General features: G+C 63.9%; 20 protein-coding genes, 1 tRNA gene and 2 pseudogenes. 12 read left to right on the forward strand and 11 right to left on the reverse strand.

All coding sequences use genetic code 11. The annotated features are described in order from the left end of the window. Positions 1–124 precede the first annotated feature (124 nt). On the forward strand, positions 125–1,195 hold the full coding sequence (locus ACKWRH_RS43310; protein WP_445218532.1) for an AraC family transcriptional regulator ligand-binding domain-containing protein: 1,071 nt from the start codon (positions 125–127) through the stop codon (positions 1,193–1,195). Between the two features lie 39 nt (positions 1,196–1,234). Here the strand turns inward: ACKWRH_RS43310 and styB are convergent, their stop codons facing one another. Continuing rightward, entirely contained in the window at positions 1,235–1,720 is a 486-nt protein-coding gene (gene styB, locus ACKWRH_RS43315) for a styrene monooxygenase NADH-dependent flavin reductase subunit StyB (protein WP_445218533.1), read from the reverse strand. A 24-nt stretch (positions 1,721–1,744) separates the two neighbouring features. Beyond that, positions 1,745–2,995 (reverse strand): styrene monooxygenase subunit StyA, encoded by a 1,251-nt coding sequence (gene styA, locus ACKWRH_RS43320; protein WP_445218534.1) that lies wholly within the window; start codon positions 2,993–2,995, stop codon positions 1,745–1,747. A gap of 105 nt (positions 2,996–3,100) precedes the next feature. Between styA and ACKWRH_RS43325 the strand changes: the two genes are divergently transcribed. From ACKWRH_RS43325 to ACKWRH_RS43350, 6 genes and pseudogenes are all read left to right on the forward strand, one after another. Then, positions 3,101–4,030, forward strand: coding sequence for a LysR substrate-binding domain-containing protein (locus ACKWRH_RS43325; protein ID WP_445218535.1), 930 nt, complete (start codon positions 3,101–3,103; stop codon positions 4,028–4,030). A 30-nt stretch (positions 4,031–4,060) separates the two neighbouring features. Further along, the gene (locus ACKWRH_RS43330; RefSeq protein ID WP_445218536.1) at positions 4,061–5,083 is read left to right on the forward strand and encodes an LLM class flavin-dependent oxidoreductase; all 1,023 of its coding nucleotides are present in this window, start codon (positions 4,061–4,063) and stop codon (positions 5,081–5,083) included. 119 nt (positions 5,084–5,202) lie between these two features. Continuing rightward, positions 5,203–5,319 (forward strand): annotated as a pseudogene (locus tag ACKWRH_RS43335) (HTH domain-containing protein); the annotation flags it as partial. Between the two features lie 93 nt (positions 5,320–5,412). Beyond that, a complete protein-coding gene (locus tag ACKWRH_RS43340; protein WP_445222580.1) occupies positions 5,413–5,898 on the forward strand; it encodes a helix-turn-helix transcriptional regulator in 486 nt (161 codons plus the stop codon). 72 nt (positions 5,899–5,970) lie between these two features. Continuing rightward, complete coding sequence (locus tag ACKWRH_RS43345; protein WP_445218537.1) at positions 5,971–6,390, forward strand: nuclear transport factor 2 family protein; 420 nt, start codon at positions 5,971–5,973, stop codon at positions 6,388–6,390. Between the two features lie 41 nt (positions 6,391–6,431). Then, positions 6,432–6,545, forward strand: a pseudogene (locus ACKWRH_RS43350) (LLM class flavin-dependent oxidoreductase); the annotation flags it as partial. A 32-nt stretch (positions 6,546–6,577) separates the two neighbouring features. On the opposite strand, the gene ACKWRH_RS43355 reads toward ACKWRH_RS43350, so the two are convergent. The 6 genes from ACKWRH_RS43355 to ACKWRH_RS43380 all read right to left on the reverse strand — a co-directional run bounded on the left by ACKWRH_RS43355 (position 6,578) and on the right by ACKWRH_RS43380 (position 14,289). Then, positions 6,578–7,897 carry an aminotransferase class V-fold PLP-dependent enzyme gene (locus ACKWRH_RS43355; RefSeq protein WP_445218538.1) on the reverse strand — a complete coding sequence of 440 codons (1,320 nt, stop codon included), beginning with the start codon at positions 7,895–7,897 and terminating at the stop codon, positions 6,578–6,580. Positions 7,898–8,013: 116 nt separating this feature from the next. Next, a complete protein-coding gene (locus ACKWRH_RS43360; protein WP_445218539.1) occupies positions 8,014–8,337 on the reverse strand; it encodes a hypothetical protein in 324 nt (107 codons plus the stop codon). Between the two features lie 178 nt (positions 8,338–8,515). Further along, positions 8,516–8,674 carry a hypothetical protein gene (locus ACKWRH_RS43365; protein WP_445218540.1) on the reverse strand — a complete coding sequence of 53 codons (159 nt, stop codon included), beginning with the start codon at positions 8,672–8,674 and terminating at the stop codon, positions 8,516–8,518. Positions 8,675–8,819: 145 nt separating this feature from the next. Further along, positions 8,820–10,982: a GumC family protein gene (locus ACKWRH_RS43370; protein ID WP_445218541.1), complete on the reverse strand. Its 2,163-nt coding sequence runs from the start codon at positions 10,980–10,982 to the stop codon at positions 8,820–8,822. Between the two features lie 146 nt (positions 10,983–11,128). Next, a complete protein-coding gene (locus tag ACKWRH_RS43375) occupies positions 11,129–13,282 on the reverse strand; it encodes an autotransporter family protein (RefSeq protein WP_445218542.1) in 2,154 nt (717 codons plus the stop codon). A 155-nt stretch (positions 13,283–13,437) separates the two neighbouring features. Next, on the reverse strand, positions 13,438–14,289 hold the full coding sequence (locus ACKWRH_RS43380; RefSeq protein ID WP_445218543.1) for a hypothetical protein: 852 nt from the start codon (positions 14,287–14,289) through the stop codon (positions 13,438–13,440). 338 nt (positions 14,290–14,627) lie between these two features. Here ACKWRH_RS43380 and ACKWRH_RS43385 point away from each other — a divergent pair, with 338 nt between their 5' ends. From ACKWRH_RS43385 to ACKWRH_RS43405, 5 genes are all read left to right on the forward strand, one after another. Then, entirely contained in the window at positions 14,628–15,890 is a 1,263-nt protein-coding gene (locus ACKWRH_RS43385) for a cation:proton antiporter (protein WP_445218544.1), read from the forward strand. Positions 15,891–16,205: 315 nt separating this feature from the next. Continuing rightward, a complete protein-coding gene (locus ACKWRH_RS43390; RefSeq protein ID WP_445218545.1) occupies positions 16,206–21,032 on the forward strand; it encodes an NAD-glutamate dehydrogenase in 4,827 nt (1,608 codons plus the stop codon). A gap of 50 nt (positions 21,033–21,082) precedes the next feature. Beyond that, positions 21,083–21,403 (forward strand): hypothetical protein, encoded by a 321-nt coding sequence (locus tag ACKWRH_RS43395; protein ID WP_445218546.1) that lies wholly within the window; start codon positions 21,083–21,085, stop codon positions 21,401–21,403. A 203-nt stretch (positions 21,404–21,606) separates the two neighbouring features. Continuing rightward, positions 21,607–22,077: an aminoacyl-tRNA deacylase gene (locus ACKWRH_RS43400; protein WP_445218547.1), complete on the forward strand. Its 471-nt coding sequence runs from the start codon at positions 21,607–21,609 to the stop codon at positions 22,075–22,077. A 114-nt stretch (positions 22,078–22,191) separates the two neighbouring features. Beyond that, entirely contained in the window at positions 22,192–22,611 is a 420-nt protein-coding gene (locus ACKWRH_RS43405; RefSeq protein WP_063979803.1) for a CBS domain-containing protein, read from the forward strand. A gap of 374 nt (positions 22,612–22,985) precedes the next feature. On the opposite strand, the gene ACKWRH_RS43410 is transcribed toward ACKWRH_RS43405, so the two are convergent. The 3 genes from ACKWRH_RS43410 to ACKWRH_RS43420 all read right to left on the reverse strand — a co-directional run bounded on the left by ACKWRH_RS43410 (position 22,986) and on the right by ACKWRH_RS43420 (position 24,711). After that, positions 22,986–23,384, reverse strand: coding sequence for a hypothetical protein (locus tag ACKWRH_RS43410; protein WP_445218548.1), 399 nt, complete (start codon positions 23,382–23,384; stop codon positions 22,986–22,988). Between the two features lie 167 nt (positions 23,385–23,551). Further along, positions 23,552–24,334 (reverse strand): alpha/beta fold hydrolase, encoded by a 783-nt coding sequence (locus ACKWRH_RS43415; RefSeq protein WP_445218549.1) that lies wholly within the window; start codon positions 24,332–24,334, stop codon positions 23,552–23,554. A 300-nt stretch (positions 24,335–24,634) separates the two neighbouring features. Beyond that, positions 24,635–24,711 (reverse strand) — tRNA-Arg (locus ACKWRH_RS43420). Positions 24,712–24,913: the final 202 nt, after the last annotated feature.

Raw genomic sequence — 24,913 nt, forward strand, 5'->3', positions numbered from 1 at the left:
CATGAGCCAATAAGTTGATTTTTCATGCCGTGGTCACGATCGGCGAGCCCAAAGAGCGAGGCCCGCAGCGGCAACGACGAAAGGGTTCGGTGTGCCGGCTGCCCATTCGCCCCATCCTGAAACAATGCCCAGTGCGACCGGCGGAATCGCCCGCCTGGTTTGGGCACGCCTGCAGGACGCCGGCATCGAGGCGGACGGTCTGCTGTCCAGGGTCGGATTGACTCTCAAGCAGATCGAGGATCGCAAGGCGCGCCTGAGCGCCGAGAGCCAGATCAGGTTTCTGGAACTTGGGGCCGAGGCGTTGCAGGACGACAGCCTCGGCTTCCACCTGGCACGAGACTTCGACCTTCGTGAAATTGGCCTGCTCTATTACGTGGCAGCATCCTCTGGGACGATTGCCGAAGCCTTCGCAAAGGCCGAGCGCTATTGCCGTCTCGCCAACGAGGGGATTTCGCTGCGATTCGCCGCGAAAGAGATGACGATCACGCTGAAATATATCGGCGTGGAACGGCGCTCGGATCGGCACCAGATCGAATTCTGGCTGACCTCAATCATTCGCATGAACCGCGCCCTGACCAACCGCCGCCTGATCCCGAGCCAACTCAAAATGGTACATCGCCGTCGAACGACGCCCACAGAGGTCAGGTCGTTCCTGGGGTGCGAGATCGAGTACGGGTCCGATGTCGACGAGATCGCTTTCCCGGTATCCGTGGGGCCGATGCCAATCGAAAGCGCTGACCACTATCTGAACGATCTGCTGGTGACGTATTGCGAGCAGGCGCTCGCACACCGGAAATCCGGCGAAGTCTCGCTCAGATCGAGCGTCGAGAATGCAATCGCCCCATTGCTCCCGCATCGTGAGGCACGGGTCGAAGAGATCGCCCGTCGACTGGGGATGAGTCATCGCACGCTGGTGCGACGCCTCGCTTTGGAGGGACTGACATTCAGTGGCATCCTCGACGAGATGAAGATCGACCTTGCCAAGAGCTATTTGAAGAAAGATGAACTGTCGATTTCACAAACCGCGTGGCTCCTCGGCTACGGGGAAGTGAGCGCATTCACGCACGCCTTCAGGCGGTGGACCGGGGTGACGCCGAGACAATGGCGCGCCGCCGGCGATCCCAAGCACGCCGGTGGCCTCGACGATACGCCGCTTCGTGCAAAGCCCGCACGCGCGAACTCCTCCCGGAGCTGACAGAATACGGAAATGTTCGTCGCTTGTACCCCGCACCCCTCACCGATCCACCGGCACACCCGGCCCGAGATGATACCGGCTTGAGAAGAACACCAGCGGCGTGGTGTCGTGGTAGTCGCAGTTCGAGACTTCGGCGATGATCAGCGTGTGGTCGCCGACGTCGACGTGGCGTGTGACCTCGCAGGCGAACCAGGCCATGCAGCCGGACAGGCGCGGCAGGCCGTCGACGATGTCGTAATGCGGCGTCGCGCCGGTGTTCGGCTGGCTCGCGAAGTGCCGCGACAGGTCCCGGCCGTGCTCGGGCAGGACGTTGACGCAGTAACGTCCGGTCGCCGAGATCGCCCGGTGCATGCGTCCTGGCATGACCGACACAAGCACGGTCGGTGGGGACAGGCTGACGGTGACAAAGCTGTTCGCGGTCATACCGCAGACGCGGCCGTGCTCGTCCAGCGCGGTCAGCACCGCGACGCCGGTCGTGAAGCGCGATGCGGCCTCGCGGAACGAGGCCGGATTGGCGCGCGGCATGTCAGTCCCCACTCGCATCGGTCCTCACGCAATCGCCCTGACCGGCTCAGGCGGCGCCGACATGCGCTCGATCCAGGCCTGGATGCGCTGCGGCGTGCAGATGCGATCCCACTGCCGGTCCGGGTAGTTGAAATTCTCGGTGAACTCGTTGGCCAGCGCCGGGTTCTGGCTCATCGCGCCGATCAGCATGCCCAGCGCTTCCGTCGGTGGCTGCAGCATCACGTTGGTCCAGCGCGAGGCCGCCAGCACGCGATCCTGTCGTTTCAGCTCGACCTTCTCGCACAGGCGCACGTCGAGCGCGTCCGCATTGACGATCTCCTCGCCGAGCACGAAGGCCGCATAGGAGGCGACATTGGCGCCCTGGCCCATCATGGGATCGACGATCGCGTGGACGTCGCCAAGCGCAATCGCGCATTTGCCGTCGTCGAACTCGACCACAGTGTTGCGCACCGTCGGGACCACGCCGCCTTGCAGCAGATCCTGCGGCTGCGCGAGATCGAAGTGCGCGGTGTCGATGCGGTCGTAGGTCGTCGGGTGATGCTTCTCGAGCTTGCCCAGCAGCACCTTCAAGAAATGCTTCGGGTTGTCGTCGTAGCTGAGCGTGGCCAGTTCCTCCATGTCGCCGCCGGGCACGTTTTCCATCAGCAGCGCGTTGGCGATGCCGTTGAACGTAATGGTCGGGATCACGATCATCTCGCCATGGCCGGGAGACACCGAGAGCGTGACGTTCATGGGATCGGGCTGCCGCACGCCGGTGTAAAGCCCGACGCACAGCCGCCGTTGCGGCTGCGAATAGGGCGTATGCTCCGGCCGGTAAGTGAAGAGCTGGCCCAGCGGACCCTTGCCGGTCGAGACGACCAGGAGATCGAAACGGGCGACCAGCGGACGGATGTCGCGCTCCTCGATGCGGCGATATTCGATTCTACCGCCGCGCTTCATGAAGTCCTGCATCAGGGCAGGAAGATAGATCCGGTAGTCGACGGCGCGGCTCGGCTTCGAGAAATCGCCGCGAAAGCTCAGCGGCTGCGGAAAATTGAAGACGTGATCGTGGTAGTAATAATGGTCCTTCGGATCGCTCCAGTGATTGACGCCGAGATAGTCCTCGCGCGCGATCGTCACGTGATGATGCGCGACGGTGTTGAACAGGCGGATGTCGCGATAGTCCTCGGGCGGCCGGTCGGTGATGACAGTGGCGTCCACGCCATGTTTCTGCAGGTAGAGCGCGAGATGCAGGCCGGCGATGCCGGCGCCGACGATTCCGATGTTGCGTGCCACGTGGACTCCTCCCTGTGATCGCTTGTTTTGAGGGAGCCTAGCGACCCGTCGTGTTGCGCACTACGGAATAAGTAGGATATAATTTATTCCAGATCGGAATGAATTATGGACCGGATCGATTGCCTGCGCGCTTTCGTTCGCGCCCTCGAGGGTGGCAGCTTCTCGGCTGCGGCCAAGGAGCTCGGGATCGGCCAGCCCGCGATCAGCAAGCGCATCGCGATGCTGGAAAGCGAATTCGGCACGCAGCTGTTTTCGCGCACGACGCGCACACTGAAGCCGACGGCCGAAGCGCACCGGATCTACGATCTCGCGCGGCAGATCCTCGACAGCTTCGACATGGCGCGGTCGAGTGTCGAGCAGGCCGCACCCCGCCCCACCGGCACGCTCCGGATCGGCGTGCCGTCGTCGTTCGGACGGCGCTACATGATGCCCGTCATCGCCGAGTACGTTCGGAATTATCCGGAAGTGCGGGTCGACATCCGCTTCAGCGAGCGGTTCGTCAATCTGGTGGAAGAAGGCATCGAGCTGGCGCTGCGCATTGGAAACCTGGAGGCGAGCACGCTGGTAGCCCGCCGGCTCGGCACCGTGCAGCGCCATCTTGTTGCGACCCCCACCTACCTGCACGGCCGCCCGATGCCGCGGACGCCTGACGATCTCGGCTCGCACCAGTGCATCGTCTATTCGCGGATGTCGCCGGCGCACCAATGGGCCTTCGAATCCGAGCATGGCCGTCACGTCGCATCGATCAACGGCCCCATTCACGTCGACGACGCCGATGCGATGCAGGAGGCGACGATGCAGCATCTCGGCATCGCGATCCTGCCCGAATGGAACGCCGCGGAGGGCCTTCGCAGCGGCGAGCTCGAACATGTGCTTCCGGACTACACCATCGCCGCGCTGCCCCTGCACGCGGTCTATCCGGAGACGCAGTGGATGTCGCTGCGCGCGCGAAGCTTTCTGGATCTCCTGGTCGACCGCGCCGAGCATTTCACGCCAGCCCCGTCGCATACCCGCACCGCCAGAGCAGGCGGTTGACGCCGCCCCTGCCATCATTAAATGACGCCCATGAAAAAGATCGGATTTCTGTCCTTCGGACACTGGACGCCCTCGCCGCAATCGCAGACCCGCTCGGCGGCGGACACGCTGCTGCAATCCATCGAGCTGGCCGTCGCGGCCGAACAACTCGGCGCGGACGGCGCCTATTTCCGCGTGCATCACTTCGCGCGCCAGCTAGCCTCGCCCTTCCCGCTGCTCGCCGCCGTCGGCGCGAAGACCAGCACAATCGAAATCGGCACGGCCGTGATCGACATGCGCTACGAGAACCCGCTTTACATGATCGAGGATGCAGGCAGCGCCGATCTCATCGCCGGCGGGAGGCTCCAGCTCGGCATCAGCCGCGGCTCGCCGGAGCAGGTGATCGACGGCTGGCGCTACTTTGGTTATCGCCCGGCCGACGGCCAGAGCGATGCCGATATGGGCCGGCGCCACGCGGAGGTCTTTCTGGACCTGTTGCGCGGCGAAGGTTTTGCCGAGCCCAATCCGCAGCCGATGTTTCCCAATCCGCCGGGACTGCTGCGCCTCGAACCGCATGCGCAAGGCCTGCGCGAACGGATCTGGTGGGGCGCCGGCTCGAACGCGACCGCGGTGTGGGCGGCGAAGCTCGGCATGAATTTGCAGAGCTCGACGCTGAAGAACGACGAGACCGGCGAAGCTTTCCACGTGCAGCAGGCGGCGCAGATCCGTAGCTATCGCGCCGCGTGGAAGGAGGCCGGCCACACCCGCGAGCCCCGCGTGTCCGTCAGCCGCAGCATCTTCGCCCTGATGAATGATCGCGACCGCGCCTATTTCGGCGGGGAGCGCGGCGGCGAAGACCAGATCGGCTTCATCGATCCGCAAACGCGCGCGATCTTCGGCCGCTCCTATGCCGCTGAGCCGGAAGCGTTGATCGAGCAGCTCAAGCAGGACGAGGCAATCGCCGAGGCCGACACGCTGCTGCTGACGATTCCGAACCAGCTCGGCGTCGAGTATTGCGCGCATGCGATCGAGGCGATCCTCACGCAGGTGGCGCCGGCGCTCGGCTGGCGTTGAGGCCTTCACGCGGGGCCCGTTCTCGGTTGCGCCTCTCCTAGTTGGCTGGCACTCTAACGCTCGCTCGCCGTGCAACCGGCGTACCCGCAAGCATGGCTGAATCATCAGAGAGTGTTGGGATGCCGCGGTCCGACAGGCTGCTCGAGCTGATCCAGTTCCTTCGAACCCATCGTTACCCGGTGAAGGGAACGCAGCTCGCTGAGGAATTCGGTGTCTCGTTGCGAACGATTTATCGCGACATCGACAGGCTGATCGCAAAGGGGGCGCCGATCGACGGCCAGGCCGGGGTTGGATATGTGCTCCGCCCGGGGTTTACGATCCCGCCGCTGATGTTTTCCAGCGACGAGATCGAGGCGATGGTGCTCGGCTCGCAAATGGTCGCGCGCAGCGCCGATACCACGCTGGCGAAGGCCGCGCGCAACGCGCTGGCGAAGATTACCGCCGTGTTGCCGGCGGACAAAAGCAGGGAGGCCGACGCGTCAGGCCTTCTCGCGGGTGCTCTCAAGCCGGCCGTGGCAGACCGCGTCGATTTGGCACCCATTCGGAGCGCGATCCGAATGGAACGCAAGATCTGGATCGCGTATGGCGACGAGACCGGCGCGAAGACCGAACGACGGATCTGGCCCATTTCGCTGACCTTCTGCGCGACGGTGCGATTGCTTGCCGCATGGTGCGAGCTACGCAAGGATTACCGGCACTTTCGAACTGACCGCATTGTTGCGTTCGCCGAGACCGCTGAGGGATATCCGCGACGCCGTCGAGCCATGCTCAGGGAATGGCGCGAAATCGAGGGGCTGCCCGAGCCTCGCTACTGACAGAACCTGTCACTCTGATCAGCTAGTTTTGCTTTCGATGCGGCTGAGCCGGCTGCGACACCGGGAGCTAACATGCTGACAGAACCGAAAACCAACGATCTCAGCTTTCGTGATGCCGAGGCGGTGCTCGAGCTTGCCCAGATGCTGATGAGCGCGGGCGACATTTCCGAGGTCATGAAGACCTTTGCCACCGACGTCGTAGTGCGATTTGCCGATTTCCCTGAAATGCATGGCAGGCCGCCGCTGGAGAAATTCCTGATGGCGCGTTTTGCGCGCCAGAAGAATTACCGACTGCAGAAGCAGTTGCGCGCGGTGTCGGGCCGCGTCATTGCCTGTTATTGGGAGGGCGAGTGGGACGACGGACAAGACGGACGGCAGATGCAGGGCCGCGGGATAGAACTTCTGACCATGCGCGGCGGCGAGATCGCAACGTGGGAAGCGACCTTCAACGTCTGGGAGAAAGGCAGCCTGCCGTCATTGCCAATCGTCTAGCCGACAAACGCCTGACATTTTCATGGAGCAGTTCCGGCAAGGCCGAGACCGACACGTTGCTGCTGACGCTCCCGAACCAGATCGGCGTCACCTGCTGCGCACATGCGATCGAGGCAATCCCGGCTCACGTCGCGCCTGCGCTCGGGTGGCAGTGAGGCAGACCGCAATCTGCTCCCACCGCGCGCGTTCACCCTGTCTTCGTCCCCGTGATGACGGCGAGCGCCTCGACGAAACGATCGAGATCGGCCTCGTCGGTAAAGAGCGCCGGCGTCACCCGGATGCACTGACCCTTGGCGACGCCTGCCCGGCGCACCGTCAGGATCTTGTGGCCGTCCCTGAGCTTCGCCACGGTTGCGTCGTTGTCGGCCTTGCTGGTCTTGCCGGCAAGGCGGAAGGATGTGAGCGCCCCATACAGGCCGGGCTCGTCCGGCGTCAGGATCTCGATGTCTTTGAACCCGCGCACGCGGCTGACCCAGTAGTCGCGCAAATATCGCAGGCGGGCCTGTTTCGCCGCCGCGCCGATCTGCTGATGGAGCGCCACGGCCGCGGGCACCGTCAGCACCCTCGCGAAATTGATGGTGCCGGTGTGCACCCGCGAGCGGATATCGTCTTGCGCAAAATCTTCGTCGCCCATATCGCGGTCGATGTCGGCGAGACGGTCCTTCCTGATGTAGAGGAAGCCCACACCGAGCGGCGCGCCGATCCATTTGTGCAGATTGAAGCCGACGAAATCGGCCTCGAGCTCGCCCACCCTGAAGTCGATCTGCCCCCAGGAATGCGCGGCGTCGACGATGGTGTCGATGCCCTTGGCCCTGGCCATGCGGGCGATCTCGGCGACCGGCATTACGAGGCCGGTGCGATGGCTGACATGGGTGAGGAGGAGGAGCCTGGTCCTGGGATTCGCCTCGAGGGCGCGGGCATAGGCGTCGAGCACGGCCTGGCGGGTGGCCGGCTCCGGCACATCGAACCTGACCACGTCGACACCGCGGCGCGCATGAAGTGCGTTCATCGCGTACTGCATCGAATCGTAATCGAGGTCGGCGTAGAGCACGCTGTCGCCGGGCTTCAGCTTGTTGTAGCCGCCGATCAGGAGCTGCAGCGCTTCGGTCGCGCCGCGGGTGAGCGCGATCTCCTCGGGCGCCGCGCCGACGGCCTGGGCCACCTTGATGCGTACGGCCTCGAAATCCGCACCCGCGCGCTGCCGCGCGTAATATGTGTTCTGATAGTTGACCATGTCGGTCTGGCGAATGAACTCGCGCCTCACCGGCTCGGCCATGATGCCCCAAAAGCCGTTCTCCAGATTGACGACATCCGGCGTCACGGCATAGAGCCCCTTCACCGCCGTCCAATAGGCATTGTCGGTGGCAATGGCGGTCGCCGCTCCGATCGGCTGCGCCGGCAGGCCGTCGGCTGCCATGGCCGGTGCCGCCAGGGACGTGACGGCTGCGGCCGCGAGGCCCTTCAGGATCGACCGGCGGTCGGACGACATTGTCTCAGTCAGATGCATATCAGCCCCCACGATGCGCGGCGAAGGGAGCAGCGATCCATAGAGCGAGAATGACGAAGCGATGACGGTTCGATGATGTCCGGCGCCCGGTTACATCTCGGTCATTGCCCCGTCGATCATCCCTGCGCCGACGTCACCGGCCATTGCGAGACGTCCGCCATCGAAAGAAATTCCAGCTTCGCGGACGATTTTTCCAGCAACCCGGCTTGCACAAGGCGCCGGGGATCATTGCGATAGTCTTGGAAGTCCGCATCGGATGCGAAGCTGACGATGTGCACCTCGATCGTGCCATCCGGATTTCGAAGACGACGCTCCACACGCCCGTTGAACGCAGGGAGTAGCGGCAGGACGGCATCCTCGTAGGCGCGGAAGGCCTCGATACCCTCAGGCGGTATTCGGGCAATGAGCACCAGCGTTACGGAGTGAGCTTGACAGGTCATCGCCGCAATCCCGAGCCGAGATAGTCGTGCATTGGAGACGTTGCATCCTGCGGTCGCCGCCTTACGGCGTCAATGACGGCTCGAATGCAAGGCGGATGCCATCGAGATGCCCGCTTTGGGCGGGCTCCTGGGGATGAGGGACCTGCTTCGGGTCGAAAGGGAGCCAACTCGCGCGATCTCAGAACAATGCGGCGTTGAGGGCCTGTCCGTAGGTCATCGCGGCCACGAGAGAGAGCAGCAAGCCCGCGCCCGAGAAGATCACGAGCACCTTTACGGTCTCGACATCAACGTTGGTTCTCGTCGCGCGGGAGATCGCCTTTGCCAGTGCAGCCATCATCGCCAGCTCCGAACCGGGCCGCGCGGAGGCGGGCCCTGGTTCATCTAGCGTCATTGGGGCGCGTTTGCATGTGAAGCAGATTACAGGTGCGCTTGCGTACTGCGCCTCTAGGCATGAGCCGCAGCTTTGCCAGCGGCCGGCATCGTCAAACCGCCCTGCTCAACGCGCTGCCCTCAGGCGCCACTGAACCCGCGGGCGCGTGATTGACGACGAGACCGGTCGGCACGGCGTTGTACCTCGACAGCGCAGCGGTGACCCGCCGCATCGCCGCCGAACCGAGTTCGCCGGCGCGCACCACCGGGATGATCAGATCCGCGTACGCGGCCAGCGCGATGGCGTCGGGCTGCAAGGCGAGATTGCTCGCATGGACGACGATCAGATCGAACTCCGAACGAATATCGTCTTCTAGCCGGGCATCGGCTCTTCTGCCGGCGCTCAGCAGCTCGTCGATCGACTGCAGCCCTGCCGTGGTGGAGCCGTCCTGCCATTCGGTCACCGGAGGCTGGTGACCTGCGAATTCCGGCTGGAGCCGGATCAGCACGCTCATCATGCCCCGATTCACCGCCGCGCGATTGAGGGAGCGCGCAACGGTGTTGCCGCCGGCACCTTTGCCGACCGACAATACGAGGGCGACCTTGCAGCCACGCACCGGCGCGCGATCGATCCGCTCGAGAAGCGGACGCAGATATGCGCCGAGATCGAGCTCGGCCGTCGCGGCGATCGGCCTTTGCCACACAGTGTTGGCCACGGCGCCAGGCGCCAGATCGGGAATGCGGGACCAGACAGGCAGGTTCGGCATCGCCTCAGGCTGGCGCGCGGCCGGAGCCGGACGCTGGACTTGCGCGTCCGCCGCTTCCGCACGCGCAAGAGTTTGAGAAGGAGTTTGAGCAAGAGTTTGAGCAGGAGCCTCGGCAGGCGCGGGCCCGTCGGACACGCTTCCCATCGCCGCAACGGCCGCCGTCGAGGTCAGGATCGAGCCGATCGCGAGCGCCGCGAGCAGCAAGGCGAGGGGCGGACGCGTCGAGCGCATCGGCGGAATGGCGAGCGAGGCGATCTTGGTCTGGGAGCTCTGCAGCTGGCGCTGCTCGCTGGTCGTCTTGAACCGCGACAGGAACTGCTCGTAGATGTTCTTGTTGGCATCGGCGTCGCGCTGCAGCTCCTGCAGCTTCACCAGCGCCTGGCCGTCGACCAGCATCTGCGTCTCGACCGTCTTGAGCTGCTTTTCCAGCGCGTTCTGCTGCTCCAGCTGAGCCTCATATTCGGACTTCGCCGTGTCGATGTTCTTCTTCCGCTCGACCTCGATCTGCCTGTTCAGATCAGCCAACTGGCTGTAGGAGATCGCGAGGTCGGGATGGCGGTCGCCGTACACCGCTTTCTTCTGCGCGATCTGATCGTTCAGGGTCGAGCGCTGCGCGCGCAGCATGCTCAGGAGGTCCTGCTTCACCGGACCTTCGACGTTGGCCTTGAGATCGCGCTGCACCTGCTCGTAACGCGCCTTGGCTTCCTCGGTGCGCGCGCGAGCGGCGGAGACCTGCTGATTCAGGTCAGTCACCCGCAATTGCTGGGTCGTGGAATCCTTGCCGGCATTGAGGATCTTGTGCTCGAACCTGAAGGCGGCAACGGCATCTTCCGACGCGCGCAGGCGCTCATTCAATGCCTTCAGCCGGTCCTTGAGCCAGTCGGCCGCCTCATCCGTCGCCTCGGTGCGGACACGGCCCTGGCTGGCAACGAACGCCTCGGCGATGGCATTGGCGTAATGCGCCGCCCGTTCCGCATTGTTCGAGGTGAATGAAATCGCAATGACGTAGGTCAGTCCGCGGCGCGAGATATCGAGACGGCCACGGAATTTTTCGAGCAGGCGCGTCATGTCGGTATAACCGCCCGCGATGTCCTGGTCGTCGGCGATCTTGAGCTGCTCGATCAGGGGCCGGAGAAAGCCGTCGGATTTCGCGATCTCGATCTGGCTCTGAAGTGCCGCGGCATCCTGGCCGATGCCCGGCAGCACGTCCTGCTCCGAGGTCACGCGCAGCTCGCGGGGATCGAGGACGACCAGGGCCGTCGCGGCATAGCGGACCGGCAAGACCACCAGAACAATGACGCCCAGGGCGAACAGCGCCAGCGCAAGCGTCAGGATGCGCCGGCCATTCTCGCGCAGGAAAGAGAGCGCACCGGTGACGGTCAGCGATCCCTTGACCATCGCAGGAGCGGCGCTGTCAGGCTTCGCCGTCGCAGCCCGCGGCGCTTCCCACGAAGCCGCAGGCTCCGTCGGGGCGATGCTTCGCCGAGATGCGCCTCTACCGAACGCCATAAGGTTGGACTCGAAATCAACTGACAGCCCCGGTTCAGAGGCTTGCTACACCGTAAATATCCATGGTTAACCGGCGGTTACGGCTGGCGCGCCGTGACTGGTTAGCAATTGGTGAATGAGATGGCTCTCGTGGCTATAGCAGCGGCTCACCAATTGATGCGGACGCCGGCCTTGCCGGCATAGGCAAAGCCGCCGCCGTCGAACCGGCTCTGGTAGGACGCATTCGCGTAGAGCGTCGTGGCCGCGTTCACCTGACCGCTCACGCCAGTGTTGATCTCGCCCCACAGGCCCCCCAGGCTGGCGTGAAACGGAACGGGTCCGGCTTCCGAAGAAAACAACGTCGTCGGGTTGCCCAGAAATTCGTTCCACAGATTGGGACGAACCCATGCTGTGATCGTCCGCGGGCCGTTGTCGATCGACCAGGTCCTGCCGAACCTGGCACCGATCCGGGCCGCCAGCGAGTCCGCGTCAGTGAAACGGATTTGCGCAGCCGTATCGCTGGCACCGTTGATGTGGATGTTCTGATAGACGAGTTGCGCCTGCGGTTCGATGAAATAGCCGCCGCCGAGCCTGAAGGGATAGCCACCCTCGATCGACACGGCGGCGCCCTGGGCGCCGGTCTTCAGCGCCGGAAGGTCCTGGTTGGCCGTGCTGCGAATGTCATAGAACGTGCCCTGGGTGATCGCATCGATGTACCAGCCGGCTGGACCAAAATGGGTCCAGTAGCCCCCGAGCGTGTAGGCGGCGAAAGTGCTGTCACCGATCTGGCCGTCGTAGTGAGCAACTCGTCCCTGTGCACCGCCGATCGCGAAGTAGGCACCGGCCTGATCGCGCGAGCCGTCGGGATTGTCGTGCCGATAGACATCCATGCCGCCCTGGAGCGCCTGGAAATTGTAGGAGAAATGAGGGCCAGCCGAGCCGCCAAGAACACCGAGGCTGTCGCCCTGTTGCGTTCCATTGACGCCTATCATGCGGGCCCAACCGACCTTCGCATTCTCGGGATTGGCTCGGGAGCGTTCGTCTTCCTCCTCGCCCACGCGCTCATGCAGCGTGTCGAGCAGATTACGTCCATACAAAAGCGCCATCGCCGGGATAGCCGCATAGAGCGAGGTCTCCGGCCTGAAGTCGGGGGTATCGTCGCCGCCACCGCCTCCACCGCCACCTCCTCCGCCACAGATCGACAGGTCGGGATGATTGGCACAAAAGTCGCCGCCTCCGCCCCCGCCACAGCCGGGCAAGTCTGGGTGGCGCAAGCAGTCCAGGTTTGAGCGCAGATACCAGGCTTCCGGATTGCTGGCATCAACGCTCGAGCGAAACAACGTGTATCGGTAGGGACCGGCCAGGACCGACCGGGACAGACTGAAAGCGCCGGACGCCGTCGTCGCGCCGTTGACCGCGTCGACGACGAGGATTCCATTGCCGGTCGTGAGCGCGCCGGCGCCAACGGTATTGGCGATCCTCAGGAACGAATTGCCGGTCGCCGTGCCGCCGTTGATCACGAGCCTGTCCGACGGCGAGCCGTCGGTTCCGAGAAACGTGTTGAGTCCGAAGGTGCCGCTTCCGCCCACATAGTTCACCGCCGTCAAGGTCTTGTAGCTCGACAACTGAGTCGGATCGCCGGCAGGCGGTGTGAACTGGATGAAGCTCGAAGTGTTGGTGAGATTGGTGACGTTGGAGCTGCCGGTCATGGTCCATTGCGTGCCGCCCCTCAGCGTTACATTCGACGTGCTGCCAGGATCGGTGAGCGCGGCGCCCTGCAGGGTCGAACCGTCCGAAACGAGATTGAGCGTGGAGCCGCCGCCGACGGTCAGCCATTGGCCATTGTTCACGACCGCCTCGACGCCGAACAGGTTCACATTGCTCGTCCCGCCGGTCGCGGCGATCGAGGCTCCGTTTGGACTCGTCAGGATGGATACAGTCAGCGAGGCATTGCCGCCGCTGACCTTCAGTGCGTTCGAACCGGCGCCATTTGCGGTCAGATCCGCGGTGGTGGTGAGCGAAGCGCCACCGGTCACCGCAGCCGCCGCAGCGTTCGCACCCGTTGTCGTGACAGTGCCCCCAATCACGCTGACGGACGAGTTGGCTCCGGTCGCCAGCAGGCCGCTCGCCGCCGCGCCTGATGTCGTGACGGTGGCGTTCTGAAGCGCAACGTTGCCGGCGTTATCGGCCTGGACGCCTACTGCATTGTCACCGCTGGTGCTGACGGCAGTCCCGTCGCCGGTCACGGAGCTGCCGGCTCCAGTTGCCTGGACCGCGATGGCGGCGTTGCCGCCGGTGGTGACGCTGCTTTGATTCAGCACGATGGCGCTAGATGAAGTCGCCTGCGCGCCCGTACCGTTGCTGCTATTCGGAACTGTGACTGACAGGTTTGTCGTGGCGATCGTACTGCCGGCGCCGCTTGCTTGTAGACCGATTTCACCGCCGCCGCCGCCGGGAGCCAACACGCTGCCTCCGCTCAGCGTGATCGTCGCGCCGCCCAAGGCCTTCGCCCCGACGTCTCCACCGCTGCCGGACAGAGTGACCGCCGTGTCGTCGCCCTGATTGAGCTTCCGGTCGATTGCGCCAGCAGGCCGGTCTCGCCGCCGCCATTGCCCTGAACGGTGATCGTATTGTCGACGAGCGTGACGGTTCCGGTGGCGTCCGCGCGAACGCCGACGTCACCGCCGCCGCCACCGGGCATCGAGAGCGTTGTGCCCGTCGACGAGATCTGGCTGCCGGCGCCATTGGCCCAAAGGCCCGTATTGCCACCGCCGCCTGCGGCGTGGGCGATCGAGCTATTCAACAGATCGATCCTGGCGCCATTCGTAGCCTTCGCCGCGACGTTGTTGCCGGCGCTATTGAGGTTGACGGCGAGCCCCGTCGCGTTGATCAGGCTGCTCGTTCCATCAGACTGCAGCGCGATTCCCCCACCTCCGAAAGCCGGATTGATGGCCGAGCCGGTCTGGAAGACAATCTGACCGCCGCTTTGCGCCGACGCGGCGATGCTCCAATTGCCGTTGATGTTCGATCCTGAACTGAAGATGATGACGCCGAACGTATCCGCCAGACCACCAATGCTACCACCGTTGAAGGGATTAATGGTGACGTTGTTGGTGATGATCTCTGCGTTGGAGCTGACGTGAACGGCCGGCGTGCCGGTCAGTGTGGTGTTCGGGGCGATCGAGCAACTCGTGCTGCTTGTGGCGAATGTAACGGTCGAGTTGGGCGCCACCGTGCAGGATTGGGCAACGGCGTCATCGGCGAAACAACCAGCCAAGAGCCCAGCGTACATCGCAAGACGGATTCGTCCTGGATTGATTGGAAGCATCGCACCACTCCGTGAACGTGCCTGCCGTCAATTCTGACAAAACGAAGGGCAGATACGCCGTTCTGGCGCGAAGAAAATGCGTAGAATGAATTCTATCTGAGATCGCAAATCATATTTACAACGATCATCTCCGAGATTGCCGCGATTATGGCGAGCGCGGGCCCTGTGTCCGTTTTTTGCGCCTTGTTACCCAGTCGCAACGCGAAAGAGACAGCAGCACTGACGCTCCACGTTTGGCAACGGGCTTCCATTCTGCCGGTTCCACTGGGTGAAGAACTCTATTATCGTCGGGTCTGCGCCATGCGCAGTCGATTTACTCTTGCGGACGGGGGAGCCGCGTGGAGTTTTTTTCGCACCTTCCAATTCTCACATCGTTCGCTCTGACCTTGATGCTCACGCTGGTGTTTCCGAGCCTGATGGAGCGCCTGCATCTTCCCCGTCCGGTCGGATACATCCTGGCGGGCATCATCCTTGGTCCGAGCGTCCTTTCCGTCCTCAATCCCGAAGGCAAGGTCGTCACCTTCTTCGCAGAGCTCGGCAAGCTGCTGCTGATGTTCTTCGCCGGCTTCGAGGTCAACATCGCGAAGTTCAACGAAGCCAGACACAGGGCAGCGACGTTCGGCCTACTCACTTTCGCATGGCCCTTTGCGCTTGCGATCGCGGTTGCGGCCACGATCGGTTACTCCGCGAATTCGTGTGCAGTGATTGGCGCCATCCTCGCGTCGCATACCTTGCTCGGGCTGCCCATCGTCAAAGAAAAAGGTCTCATCGATCACGAAGTCGCCGTCGTCACGGTCGGAGCGACGCTGTTTACCGACATGCTCTCGATCCTCGTGCTCGCGCTTTGCGTGCCAATCCATGTTCGCGGGTTCGATCCAGCCGGGGTTCTGGTCACGCTGCTCTGGCTGGCGATCTACGTGCCGGGCGTGCTGATCGGATTGAGCTGGCTCGTCAAGCGCCTCCTGACCGTGTTCGGGATAAGCCGGGTCTCGAGTGCGCTGATCATGCTGCTGGTGATGGCCTTTGCCGCGCAGGTCGCGGAATGGATCGGCATGGAAGGCATCATCGGGGCCTTTCTGGCCGGAGTGAGCCTGAAGCGCGCTTTCGGCGAGATCAAAGGCGATGACTCGCTCGAGATCATGAGCCAGGCCCTGTTCATTCCCGTCTTCTTCATCGCCGCCGGCTTTCTGGTCGACTTCAAGATCTTCCTTGCGACGTTGCGCGACCAGCCGTGGCTCGTGCTGGGCGTGCTCGCAGCCCTGTTCGGCGGCAAGTGGCTAGCCGCAGCCATTACCGCGCGGCTGTTCGCCTACGGAAAGTTCGAACGCGATCTGATGTTTGCGCTGACCGTGCCGCAGGTCGCGGCAACGCTGGCTGTGGCGCTCGTTGCGTACGGGACCCGAAATGCGGCCGGTGAACGGCTGATCGACCAACCGATGCTGAACGCTACCGTGGTCCTCGTCATCGTGACGTCGCTGGTCGGACTGGTCCTCACCGAACGTGCGGCCAGACAGATGGAGCAGGCGGCTCCCGCGCCGGGACCCGCAGGCACAGCAGACGGCTTGCCGGAAGCCGCGCCGGGACTTCAATCGGAGTCCTGACTGGCGTCATCCCCGCGACGGCTCCAGCGCAATCGGAACGGAGTTCCGGCGCGCCATTCAGAATAAAACTGCGAGCTCATACACATCTGAAATTGCTCGCGATTTTTCTCGCCTCAATGAATCGGCGGCCGTCGACCTCGGCCTCGCCCGCTGCCGTAGGGAATTCCGCCTTTCGCTCCGGGATCGTAGTATTGTCGTCGGAAGTCGCCGACCCACGAGACCGAGGATTTTTCGTATCCACGCGATCGCGGCGCTCGACGGGATGCACTCCAGAATTAGGCTGATGATCGCGGCCGCGGTCGGGCGGCGCGGCAGATGGAGGACATGATGGCGTGGCGTGACGACAAGGCCCGGGCGACCCTGATCCGCGATGCAGCAGGCAGCGTGCCGCCGGGCAAGAGCCCGCGGGCCTTTGCCGAGCCCTTGTTCGGCTACAGCAATATCGAGGATCTCGACAATTACGATGCCGCCTCGCTTGCCGTCCTGGCGGAGCAAGCCTGGGAGCATGTGCAGCGGCGCACGTCGGGCAGTGCCGATATCCGCGTGGTCAATCCGACATTGCCGAACGGGCGCGAGATTTCCGTGCTCGAGATTCTCAACGACAACATGCCTTTCCTGTACGACTCCACGATGGCGGAGCTCGCCGAGCAGGGCATCGAAGTCAGCCTCGTCGCCCACCCGATCATCGCCGTGGAGCGCGATGCCGAGGGCAAGCTGCTGCGGTTCTACGGCGAAGCACTGCCGGAGGGAGCAAGGGGCACTCGCGAAAGCCTGATTCACCTCCACATCACCCGCCTGGACGCCGACGCCGATCGCCAGAAGCTGATCGACGGGCTCACCAGGGCGTTGAACGACGTCCGCGCCTGCGTCACCGACTGGCGCGCCATGCGTGACCGCGTCGAGGAGGCGATCAAGACGTTCGCTTCCAATCCGCCGCCGCTGCCGATCGACGAGGTCGCCGAAGCCAATCAGTTCCTGCAATGGCTCTGCGCGGACAATTTCACCTTCCTCGGCGTGCGCGAATATCGCTTCTCGCCCGACAGCGATGCGTCCGACGACATCACCACCGGCGAAGGCCTCGGCATCCTGCGCGATCCCGACGTGAAGGTCCTGCGCCGCGGCACCGAAATGGTGGTGATGACATCGGAAATCCGCGAGTTCATGCACGAGCCGACCCTGCTGATCGTCATCAAGGCCAATGTCTCAAGCCTCGTCCATCGGCGCATCCGGATGGATTATGTGGGTATCAAGCTCTATGCACCCGACGGCCGGCTCGAGGGCGAATTGCGCGTCGTCGGCCTGTTCACGTCCGGCGCCTATACCCGCTCGGTGCGGCAGATCCCTTATGTGCGCCACAAGGTTTCACGGGTGCTGCAGCGCGCCGGCTTCGACCCGAACGGCCATTCGGGCAAGGCGCTCATGCATATCCTCGAAGATTATCCGCGTGACGAGCTGTTCCAGATCGACGTCGACACGCTCTACAATTTCGTCATCGAGGTCCTGATCCTCTACGAGCGCCCGCGCGTCCGGGCGCTGGCGCGGGTCGACAAGTTCGATCGCTTCGTCTCCATTCTCACCTTCATTCCGCGCGACAAATACGACACCGACGTCCGCACGCGCGTCGGAGCCTTCCTGTCGCAGGTCTACAAGGGGACTCTGTCGGCTTCCTACGTATCGTTCCCTGAAGGCGCGCTGGCGCGCGTCCATTTCATCATCGGGCGCTATGAAGGCAAAACGCCCGTCGTCGAGCGCACCGCGCTCGAAGCCGGCATCAGCGCCATTGCCGCGACCTGGATCGACAAGCTGAAGGCCGCGCTCACGGCGTCGACCGACGGCATGCGGGCGCGCATGATCGCCAATCGTTATGCCCAGGCCTTTAGCGGCGGCTATACCGAGGTTTTCACGGCGGAGCAGGCCATCGCCGACATCGCCACCATCGAAAAGCTGACGCCGGCCCGCCCGGTGACGATTTCGGTGCACCGCGACAAGGGCGAGGACGATCCCAAGCGCTTCGGCCTGAAGGTGTTCTCCGACGCCGCACCGCTATCGCTGTCCTATCGCGTGCCGGTGATCGAAAATCACGGCCTGCGCGTGGTCAACGAACGCACCTATCAGATCGTGCCCGGCAACAGGCCGGAGCCGGTCTGGCTGCACGACATGACGATCGAGACCAGTGACGGCCAGCCGATCGAGACCAACCGGGAATTCAGCCATCGGCTGGAAGCCTCGATCATGGCGGTGGTCACAGATCGTGCCGAATCCGACGGATATAACGCCCTGATCCTGCGCACGGCGCTGGGCTGGCGCGAGGTCTCGACGATCCGGGCGCTGTCGCGCTACCTGCACCAGATCCGCGCTCCGTTCACCCAGGATTACATGTGGGAGACCTTGCGCAAGAACGCCGCGATCACGGCCACCCTCGTCGCACTGTTCCAGACCCGCCTCGATCCGCGCCTCGTGCTGACCGATCGCGAGCGTTCGGCGCGCGAGACGGCCCTGCTTACCGAGATCGAGGAACAGCTCCAATCCGTCGCCTCGCTCGATGAAGACCGCATCCTGCGCCGCTTCACCAATCTGGTTCAGGCAACCATCCGCGCCAATCTGTGGCAGATCGGCGAGGACGGACATCCGCGTCCGGTGATCTCCTTCAAGTTCGACGCGCGGCGGATCGACGATTTGCCGGCTCCGCGGCCTCTCTATGAGATCTTCGTCTATTCGCCGCGGGTCGAAGGCATTCACCTGCGCTTCGGCAAGGTCGCGCGCGGCGGCTTGCGCTGGTCCGACCGGCCGCAGGATTTCCGCACCGAGATCCTGGGTCTCGTAAAGGCGCAGCAGGTCAAGAACGCCGTGATCGTGCCGGTCGGCGCCAAGGGTGGCTTTGTCCCCAAGCGGCTGCCGCCGCCGTCCAATCGCGACGCCTGGCTTGCGGAAGGCACCGAGGCCTATCGCATCTTCGTGCGCTCGCTGCTCGAGCTCACCGACAATCTCGACGGCGACGTCGTCGTGCCGCCCGACTCAACCATGCGCCACGACGGCGACGACCCCTACCTCGTGGTCGCCGCCGACAAGGGCACCGCCACCTTCTCCGATGTCGCCAACGCGATCTCGGCCGAGAAGAACCATTGGCTCGGCGACGCCTTCGCATCCGGCGGCAGCCAGGGCTACGACCACAAGAAGATGGGGATCACGGCGCGCGGCGCCTGGGAGGCGGTCAAGCGCCACTTCCGCGAGCTCGGCACCGACATTCAGACCATGCCGTTCACGGCTGCCGGCGTCGGCGACATGTCCGGCGACGTCTTCGGCAACGGCATGCTGCTCTCGCCGGCGACAAGGCTCGTGGCCGCGTTCGATCACCGAGACATCTTCATCGATCCTTCGCCCGACCCTTCGACCAGCTTCGCCGAGCGCAAGCGTCTGTTCGACCTGCCGCGATCGAGCTGGCAGGACTACAACAAGGCGCTGATCTCGCAGGGCGGCGGCGTGTTCTCGCGCACGCTCAAGGCAATCCCGCTCGCACCGGAAGTCCGCAGCCTGCTCGATCTCGACAAGGAGCAGGCCACGCCGTTCGAGGTTATGACGGCGATCCTGAAAGCGCGCACGGACCTGCTGTGGTTTGGCGGCATCGGCACCTATATCCGCGCATCGGCGGAGAGCGACGATCAGGCCGGCGACCGCGCCAACGATCCGATCCGCATCGCAGGCACTGACGTTCGCGCCCGGGTGATCGGCGAAGGCGCCAATCTCGGCGTCACCCAGCGCGGCCGTATCGAAGCGGCGCAGAAGGGCGTCAAGCTCAACACCGACGCGATCGACAATTCGGCCGGCGTCAACACCTCCGACGTCGAGGTCAATATCAAGGTCGCGCTGGCGCGCCCCGAACGCGAGGGACGCCTCAGCTTCGCCGACCGCAACAGCCTGCTTGCCGCGATGACCGACGAGGTCGGCACGCTGGTGCTGCGCAACAACTATCTGCAGACGCTGGCGCTCTCGCTCGCCGAACGCAAGGGCGTGGCCGAGACCGGCTTCCTCACCCGCCTGATGCAGTCGCTCGAGCAGCGCGGCCTGCTCAGCCGCGCCGTGGAGTTCCTGCCCGACGACGCAGCCCTCACCGAACGCACACGGCGTGGCCAGGCGCTGACACGGCCCGAGCTTGCCGTGCTGCTCGCCTACGCCAAGCTGACGCTCTACGAGGACCTGCTCGCCACCAGCGTGCCGGACGATCCTTATCTCGCTCGCAGACTGTCCCTGTATTTTCCGCGCGAGGTTCCCGATAAATTCCCGACCGCGGTCGAGCTCCATCGCCTGCGACGCGAGATCATCGCGACCAGCCTCGTCAATGCCGTGATCAACCGCGGCGGCCCGGCGTGTGTCGTCCGCCTGACCGACGAGACCGACGCCGATATCCCCACCATCGTCATGGCGCAGGTGGCGGTGGACGCGATCTACGAGCTCAGGCGGCTCAATGACGCGATCGACGCGCTCGACACCCGTATCGACGGGCAGTTGCAGCTCGGCCTCTACGCGACGGTCCAGGACCTCCTGATTTCCCGCATGGTCTGGTACGTGCGCAATGTCGATTTCAAGGACGGCCTCGAGGCGGTGATCGGACGTTTTGGCCCGGGTATCCGCGAGATCGCGGCCTCCCTCGACACCACCCTGCCGCCGGACCTGCAGGCCGCGCGCGGCAAGCGGCGCCAGGAACTCACCGATGCCGGCGTCCCGGCCGGCCTCGCCGGCGAGCTCGCCGATCTCGACCCTCTGACTGCGGCACCCGATATCGTGACGGTCGCCGAGCGCACCTCCCGCGCCATCGGCGATGCCGCCGCGACCTTCTTCGCCGCCGAGGCGAATTTCCGTCTCGACCGCATCATCGCCGCCGCGCGCAGCGTGCCGGCAAACGATTATTTCGAACGCATGGCGATCGATCGCGCCGTCGAGCAGATCGCCGGCGCCGAACGAAGACTGGCCGCGGATATGCTGGCAACCGGCCAGTCCGGCCAGCAGGCTGTCGAGACCTGGCTTGCGGCTCACCCCGAAGCGGCGCGTATCCGCCGCTCGGTCGAGGAGATTGCTGCCAGCGGCCTGACGCTCGCCAAGCTGACGGTGGCGGCGAACCTGCTGGGGGACCTGGTCAAAGTCTGAGAGCGTGCGAGGCAGCGATGTGAAACTTAGCCGGCGAACGGAGGAACCTCATGATCCACGCCACTTGCCACACCGCCGATAATGTCCGCTGCATCGAGTTCGATGCCACACCGTGGTTCAGCGAGGCCGACGCTCCGAGCATTGTCGATCTGGCCCGACGAGGCTGGACCAGTACGGCGATTGCAGAGTCCCTCGAGCACCGACGAGGATATGAAGGCCTGCACGACCTCGTTGAGTATGCGGCGAAGCGATTGCAATCGGAGTCCCTGGAGGACCCGACCTGGGAAACCTTCGCGTGCGTCGTCGATGGCCCCGAGGCCGTCGCCTGGCTCAGGAAGAACCGGCCCAACGTTGTGGCAGGGATCCCGTAAGACACAGGAAGCGCAGCAAAGGCCACAATCGATCGGCCGCAAACGAAGCAGAAAGGCGCGCCCGGAACGATCCGAACCCCCGATCCGATTGCGGCTCTCGAGCGCGAGGCCTATGTTGGCATCCGGCAATCACGCGGCCGCCCATCGTGCGGCGGGGCAGCCTCACGGTGGATGGCTCGCATATCCATCCGAAAGGCTATGCCATGACCATTGCCCCCACGCTCCACCGATACCTGGCTGCCGAGAAGATCCAGTATGTCGAGATCCCGCACGTTTTCACCATGTCGTCCGCGCGCACGGCGCAGGCCTGCCACGTCTCGGGCGATCGTTTCGCCAAGGCCGTCGTGCTGCGCCATGACGGCGGCTACATGCTCGCGATCGTTCCGGCATCGCACCGTCTCAACTTGCCGGACTTGAAGGAGAGGCTCGGCGCGGATCTCGTGATGGCGAACGAAACCGAGATCAACAGGCTGTTCGCGGACTGCGCGCATGGCGCCGTTCCGGCGGTCGGCCGGTGCTACGGGCTCGATCTCATCGTCGATGACAGCATCCGGGCGCAACCCGAGATCTATATCGAAGCCGGCGACCATGAGACGCTGCTTCACCTGACGCATGCTCAGTTCGAACGGCTGACGGGCAATGCGCCGCATGGACGCTTCAGCACGCACGGTTGACGCAGCATGGCGGCGGGATGATTTCCCCTGCGCCTTCGTCGCGGCGCGCGTGCGGTCGCGCCCGGTTCGTAGTATAATCGCGTCACGGGGGCTGCGTTCGCAACGGAGGTCCTCATGAAGGTCAAGGACGTGATGCACAAGGGTGTCGATTGGGTCAGCCCGGACACCCCGATCACCGAGATCGCGAAGTTGATGCAAGGGCACGACATCGGCTGCATTCCGATCGGCGATGACGACCATCTGATCGGGATGGTGACCGATCGCGACATCGTCTGCAAAGGCCTCGCGAGCAAGAACTTCAACGCCGCGCGCATGACGGCGCGGGACGTGATGACCGAAGGCATCCATTGCTGCCGGGAAGACGACGATCTGGCGAAAGCCGTGCATCACATGGAGACGCTGAAAATCCGCAGGCTGCCCGTGATCAACAAGAGCAGGCGGATGGTCGGCATGATCAGCCTGGGCGATGTCAGCCAATTCGCCAGCGTTGATCTGTTGACCCAATGCGTCAAGGGCGTGTCGGCCCATCATTGATGGCGACCGCCACCCGGCGCCCGGAACTTCGTCGCATCGCTCGCAGGACCCCGCTGCCGGCGAACGCGCACGCCATGATACGCGACCTGCCAAGAAGCTGCTCCGCCGTCTTCTCGTCCCCATTGTCCTTCAGGGAGCTAGGCGGGGCGGCGGTATGGTGGGCAAAGCTCCCAAAGGTTCCGCGTGATCGTCCGACATCCCCTGCAACGCTATTCTCATCATTCTCTTTCGCAGCGCGCGCTACGACGCATCGTCGCTCTCCCTTGACCCCACATTGCTCGTCATCAGATCTGTTTCTATCGAACGCGGAAGTGCAGCGGGTGATCTGCCGCTCGATCGACGGCACGAGCGCGTAAGCGCGCTCACCTGCGCAGCTAATTCTTCAATTCGTTCTGCAGCTCATTCTTGGCGTTCCGCATCTTGCTCGCTCCCCTGAGCGGGGGCTTCGGCGGCGGAGTCGGATTCGCCCAGCCTGCCATCTGCAGGCAGGTGAGCAGATCGACATAGCTTTCTATTCCCCCTGCCGCAGCCTCGCCTTCGCAACTATCGCGCGCGGGGCCCGGAACAGTCAGCCAGGTCGAGCTCAGCTGTTGCTGCGCAATTGTCTCGTCACGCACGCACTCGCCGGCGTCCTGCGCCAGGGTGAGCCCTGAGGCCTTGTCGTCGGCGGAAACGTCCCGGCAAAGGGCTTCCACATTGAAGATGGGCACACGGTCTGAAATCGGAATCGTGGGCTGGCCAAGAAGCGACAGGACCAAGAGCGCTGCTTTCATAAAATCCTCCCTTGAATCGGGTTGGACGGGAAAGCTCCGGGGAGGTTAGGCCCGGTTTGTTTCCGGCCGGCTTCGCCCGGCCGGCAAAGGGTTTCGTCCTTGCCCGGCAGCGCATTGTGGCTTTCCGACGGACGCCGGTCGCGGCGCGTCACGGCCGATGACGAAGCTTATCCGGGTCTTCGCACGTAGAGCGAGATAAACCGGTCGATCATCGGGTTGATTTGCTCCGGCACCTCCAGCGACAGGAAATGTCCGGAGCCGACTGCCTTGGCCGCGACCAGTTGCGGGCACAGCTCCGCAAAACGATCCAGATCCGCGATCCGATGGGCCGCTTCGATGTAGAGCACCGGGACCCGGCACGCCTGGGCGCATTCACGCGCCCGATGCACATCCCAGGGAAACAGACTTGTAAACGTGGACACCAGCACGTGCTGTGGCGTCGCCAGAAAGGTCTGTTCAACGTGGGCGCGGCATCTGTCGGTCGGCAGACAGGAGTCCGCCACGATTTTCCGGACCTCGTCCGCAAAATTCGCGCCCCTTAAGCCCTCCAGATACCCGGCGAACACCGTCCCTGCCGAGGCAGGGAAGAGCACCCCTGAGTCGAGCAGCACCAGGCCTGCAGGAAAGTCCGGATAGCGGGCGGCGATTTCGAGCGCCATGTTGCCACCCATGCTTTGACCCACGATGATCGGCTTTGTGATCTGCTGTCGGTTGCACAGAAAGACGAGATCATCGGCGAAGCTTTCGATCGAATACGCCTGTTGCGGCTTGTCGCTCTCGCCATGCCCCCGCAGCTCGGCATTCAACGCCCGACCTTGACGCGCGAAATACTCCATCTGCGGCGCAAAATGCGTGCGATCCCCGCCGAGGCCATGGACGAACAGGAATTGAAGCGGTCCCGCGCCGGCAATGTCGAAGGACAGCTGGACTCCGTCATGCGCGAGCTTCATGGGTCATCTCCGTATTCACCGAAATGTCCAGGCGTCTCTGGCGAGACCTTCATCTAGCTCGCGCACCACGGCCGATGAAGATGGGCACGACTGCTTCGCCGTGGTGTCATGACGCTGCGGCCGACCAAGCGCACCGGCCGCACATTCGGCGATGCTACGCGATTTTTCGCTCCGCCGAGGCCGGCCGGAAAGGCCGTCACCAGCTCCAGGCTTACGCGGTGACGAACAGTGAGCAGCGGTGCGACGATCTCGCCCGGCGCAGAAATGGGAGGTTTTGGAGTGCCCAGTTTTGTAGCGGAATGGCGCGCCCGGAACGATTCGAACGTCCGACCCTCAGATTCGTAGTCTGATGCTCTATCCAGCTGAGCTACGGGCGCGTTTTTCGCGAACAGTGCGGGCTGGGCCCGCAGGCAGCCTCCGGACAGCGCCGGAGGGGTGCGAAAGAGCGCTCTGACTAACCGCTCTTGTCCCGATTGGCAAGGTCCGGGTTGGGGAGATTTTGCAGGGAGATGACGGTTTCGATGTCATTCCGGAATGACCCAAAGGGGCCAGGCCCGGAATCCATAACCCCGGCTTGTG

It is taken from the genome of Bradyrhizobium sp. Pa8, assembly GCF_052588265.1.

Excerpts from the sequence above, each read along its gene's own strand:
- ACKWRH_RS43310 (WP_445218532.1), top strand. The coding sequence starts at position 125 with ATGCCCAGTGCGACCGGCGGAATCGCCCGCCTGGTTTGGGCACGCCTG.
- styB (WP_445218533.1), bottom strand. The coding sequence starts at position 1,720 with ATGCCGCGCGCCAATCCGGCCTCGTTCCGCGAGGCCGCATCGCGCTTC.
- ACKWRH_RS43325 (WP_445218535.1), top strand. The coding sequence starts at position 3,101 with ATGGACCGGATCGATTGCCTGCGCGCTTTCGTTCGCGCCCTCGAGGGT.
- ACKWRH_RS43330 (WP_445218536.1), top strand. The coding sequence starts at position 4,061 with ATGAAAAAGATCGGATTTCTGTCCTTCGGACACTGGACGCCCTCGCCG.
- ACKWRH_RS43340 (WP_445222580.1), top strand. The coding sequence starts at position 5,413 with ATGTTTTCCAGCGACGAGATCGAGGCGATGGTGCTCGGCTCGCAAATG.
- ACKWRH_RS43345 (WP_445218537.1), top strand. The coding sequence starts at position 5,971 with ATGCTGACAGAACCGAAAACCAACGATCTCAGCTTTCGTGATGCCGAG.
- ACKWRH_RS43355 (WP_445218538.1), bottom strand. The coding sequence starts at position 7,897 with ATGCATCTGACTGAGACAATGTCGTCCGACCGCCGGTCGATCCTGAAG.
- ACKWRH_RS43360 (WP_445218539.1), bottom strand. The coding sequence starts at position 8,337 with ATGACCTGTCAAGCTCACTCCGTAACGCTGGTGCTCATTGCCCGAATA.
- ACKWRH_RS43365 (WP_445218540.1), bottom strand. The coding sequence starts at position 8,674 with ATGATGGCTGCACTGGCAAAGGCGATCTCCCGCGCGACGAGAACCAAC.
- ACKWRH_RS43370 (WP_445218541.1), bottom strand. The coding sequence starts at position 10,982 with ATGGCGTTCGGTAGAGGCGCATCTCGGCGAAGCATCGCCCCGACGGAG.
- ACKWRH_RS43380 (WP_445218543.1), bottom strand. The coding sequence starts at position 14,289 with ATGCTTCCAATCAATCCAGGACGAATCCGTCTTGCGATGTACGCTGGG.
- ACKWRH_RS43390 (WP_445218545.1), top strand. The coding sequence starts at position 16,206 with ATGGAGGACATGATGGCGTGGCGTGACGACAAGGCCCGGGCGACCCTG.
- ACKWRH_RS43395 (WP_445218546.1), top strand. The coding sequence starts at position 21,083 with ATGATCCACGCCACTTGCCACACCGCCGATAATGTCCGCTGCATCGAG.
- ACKWRH_RS43400 (WP_445218547.1), top strand. The coding sequence starts at position 21,607 with ATGACCATTGCCCCCACGCTCCACCGATACCTGGCTGCCGAGAAGATC.
- ACKWRH_RS43405 (WP_063979803.1), top strand. The coding sequence starts at position 22,192 with ATGAAGGTCAAGGACGTGATGCACAAGGGTGTCGATTGGGTCAGCCCG.
- ACKWRH_RS43410 (WP_445218548.1), bottom strand. The coding sequence starts at position 23,384 with ATGAAAGCAGCGCTCTTGGTCCTGTCGCTTCTTGGCCAGCCCACGATT.
- ACKWRH_RS43415 (WP_445218549.1), bottom strand. The coding sequence starts at position 24,334 with ATGAAGCTCGCGCATGACGGAGTCCAGCTGTCCTTCGACATTGCCGGC.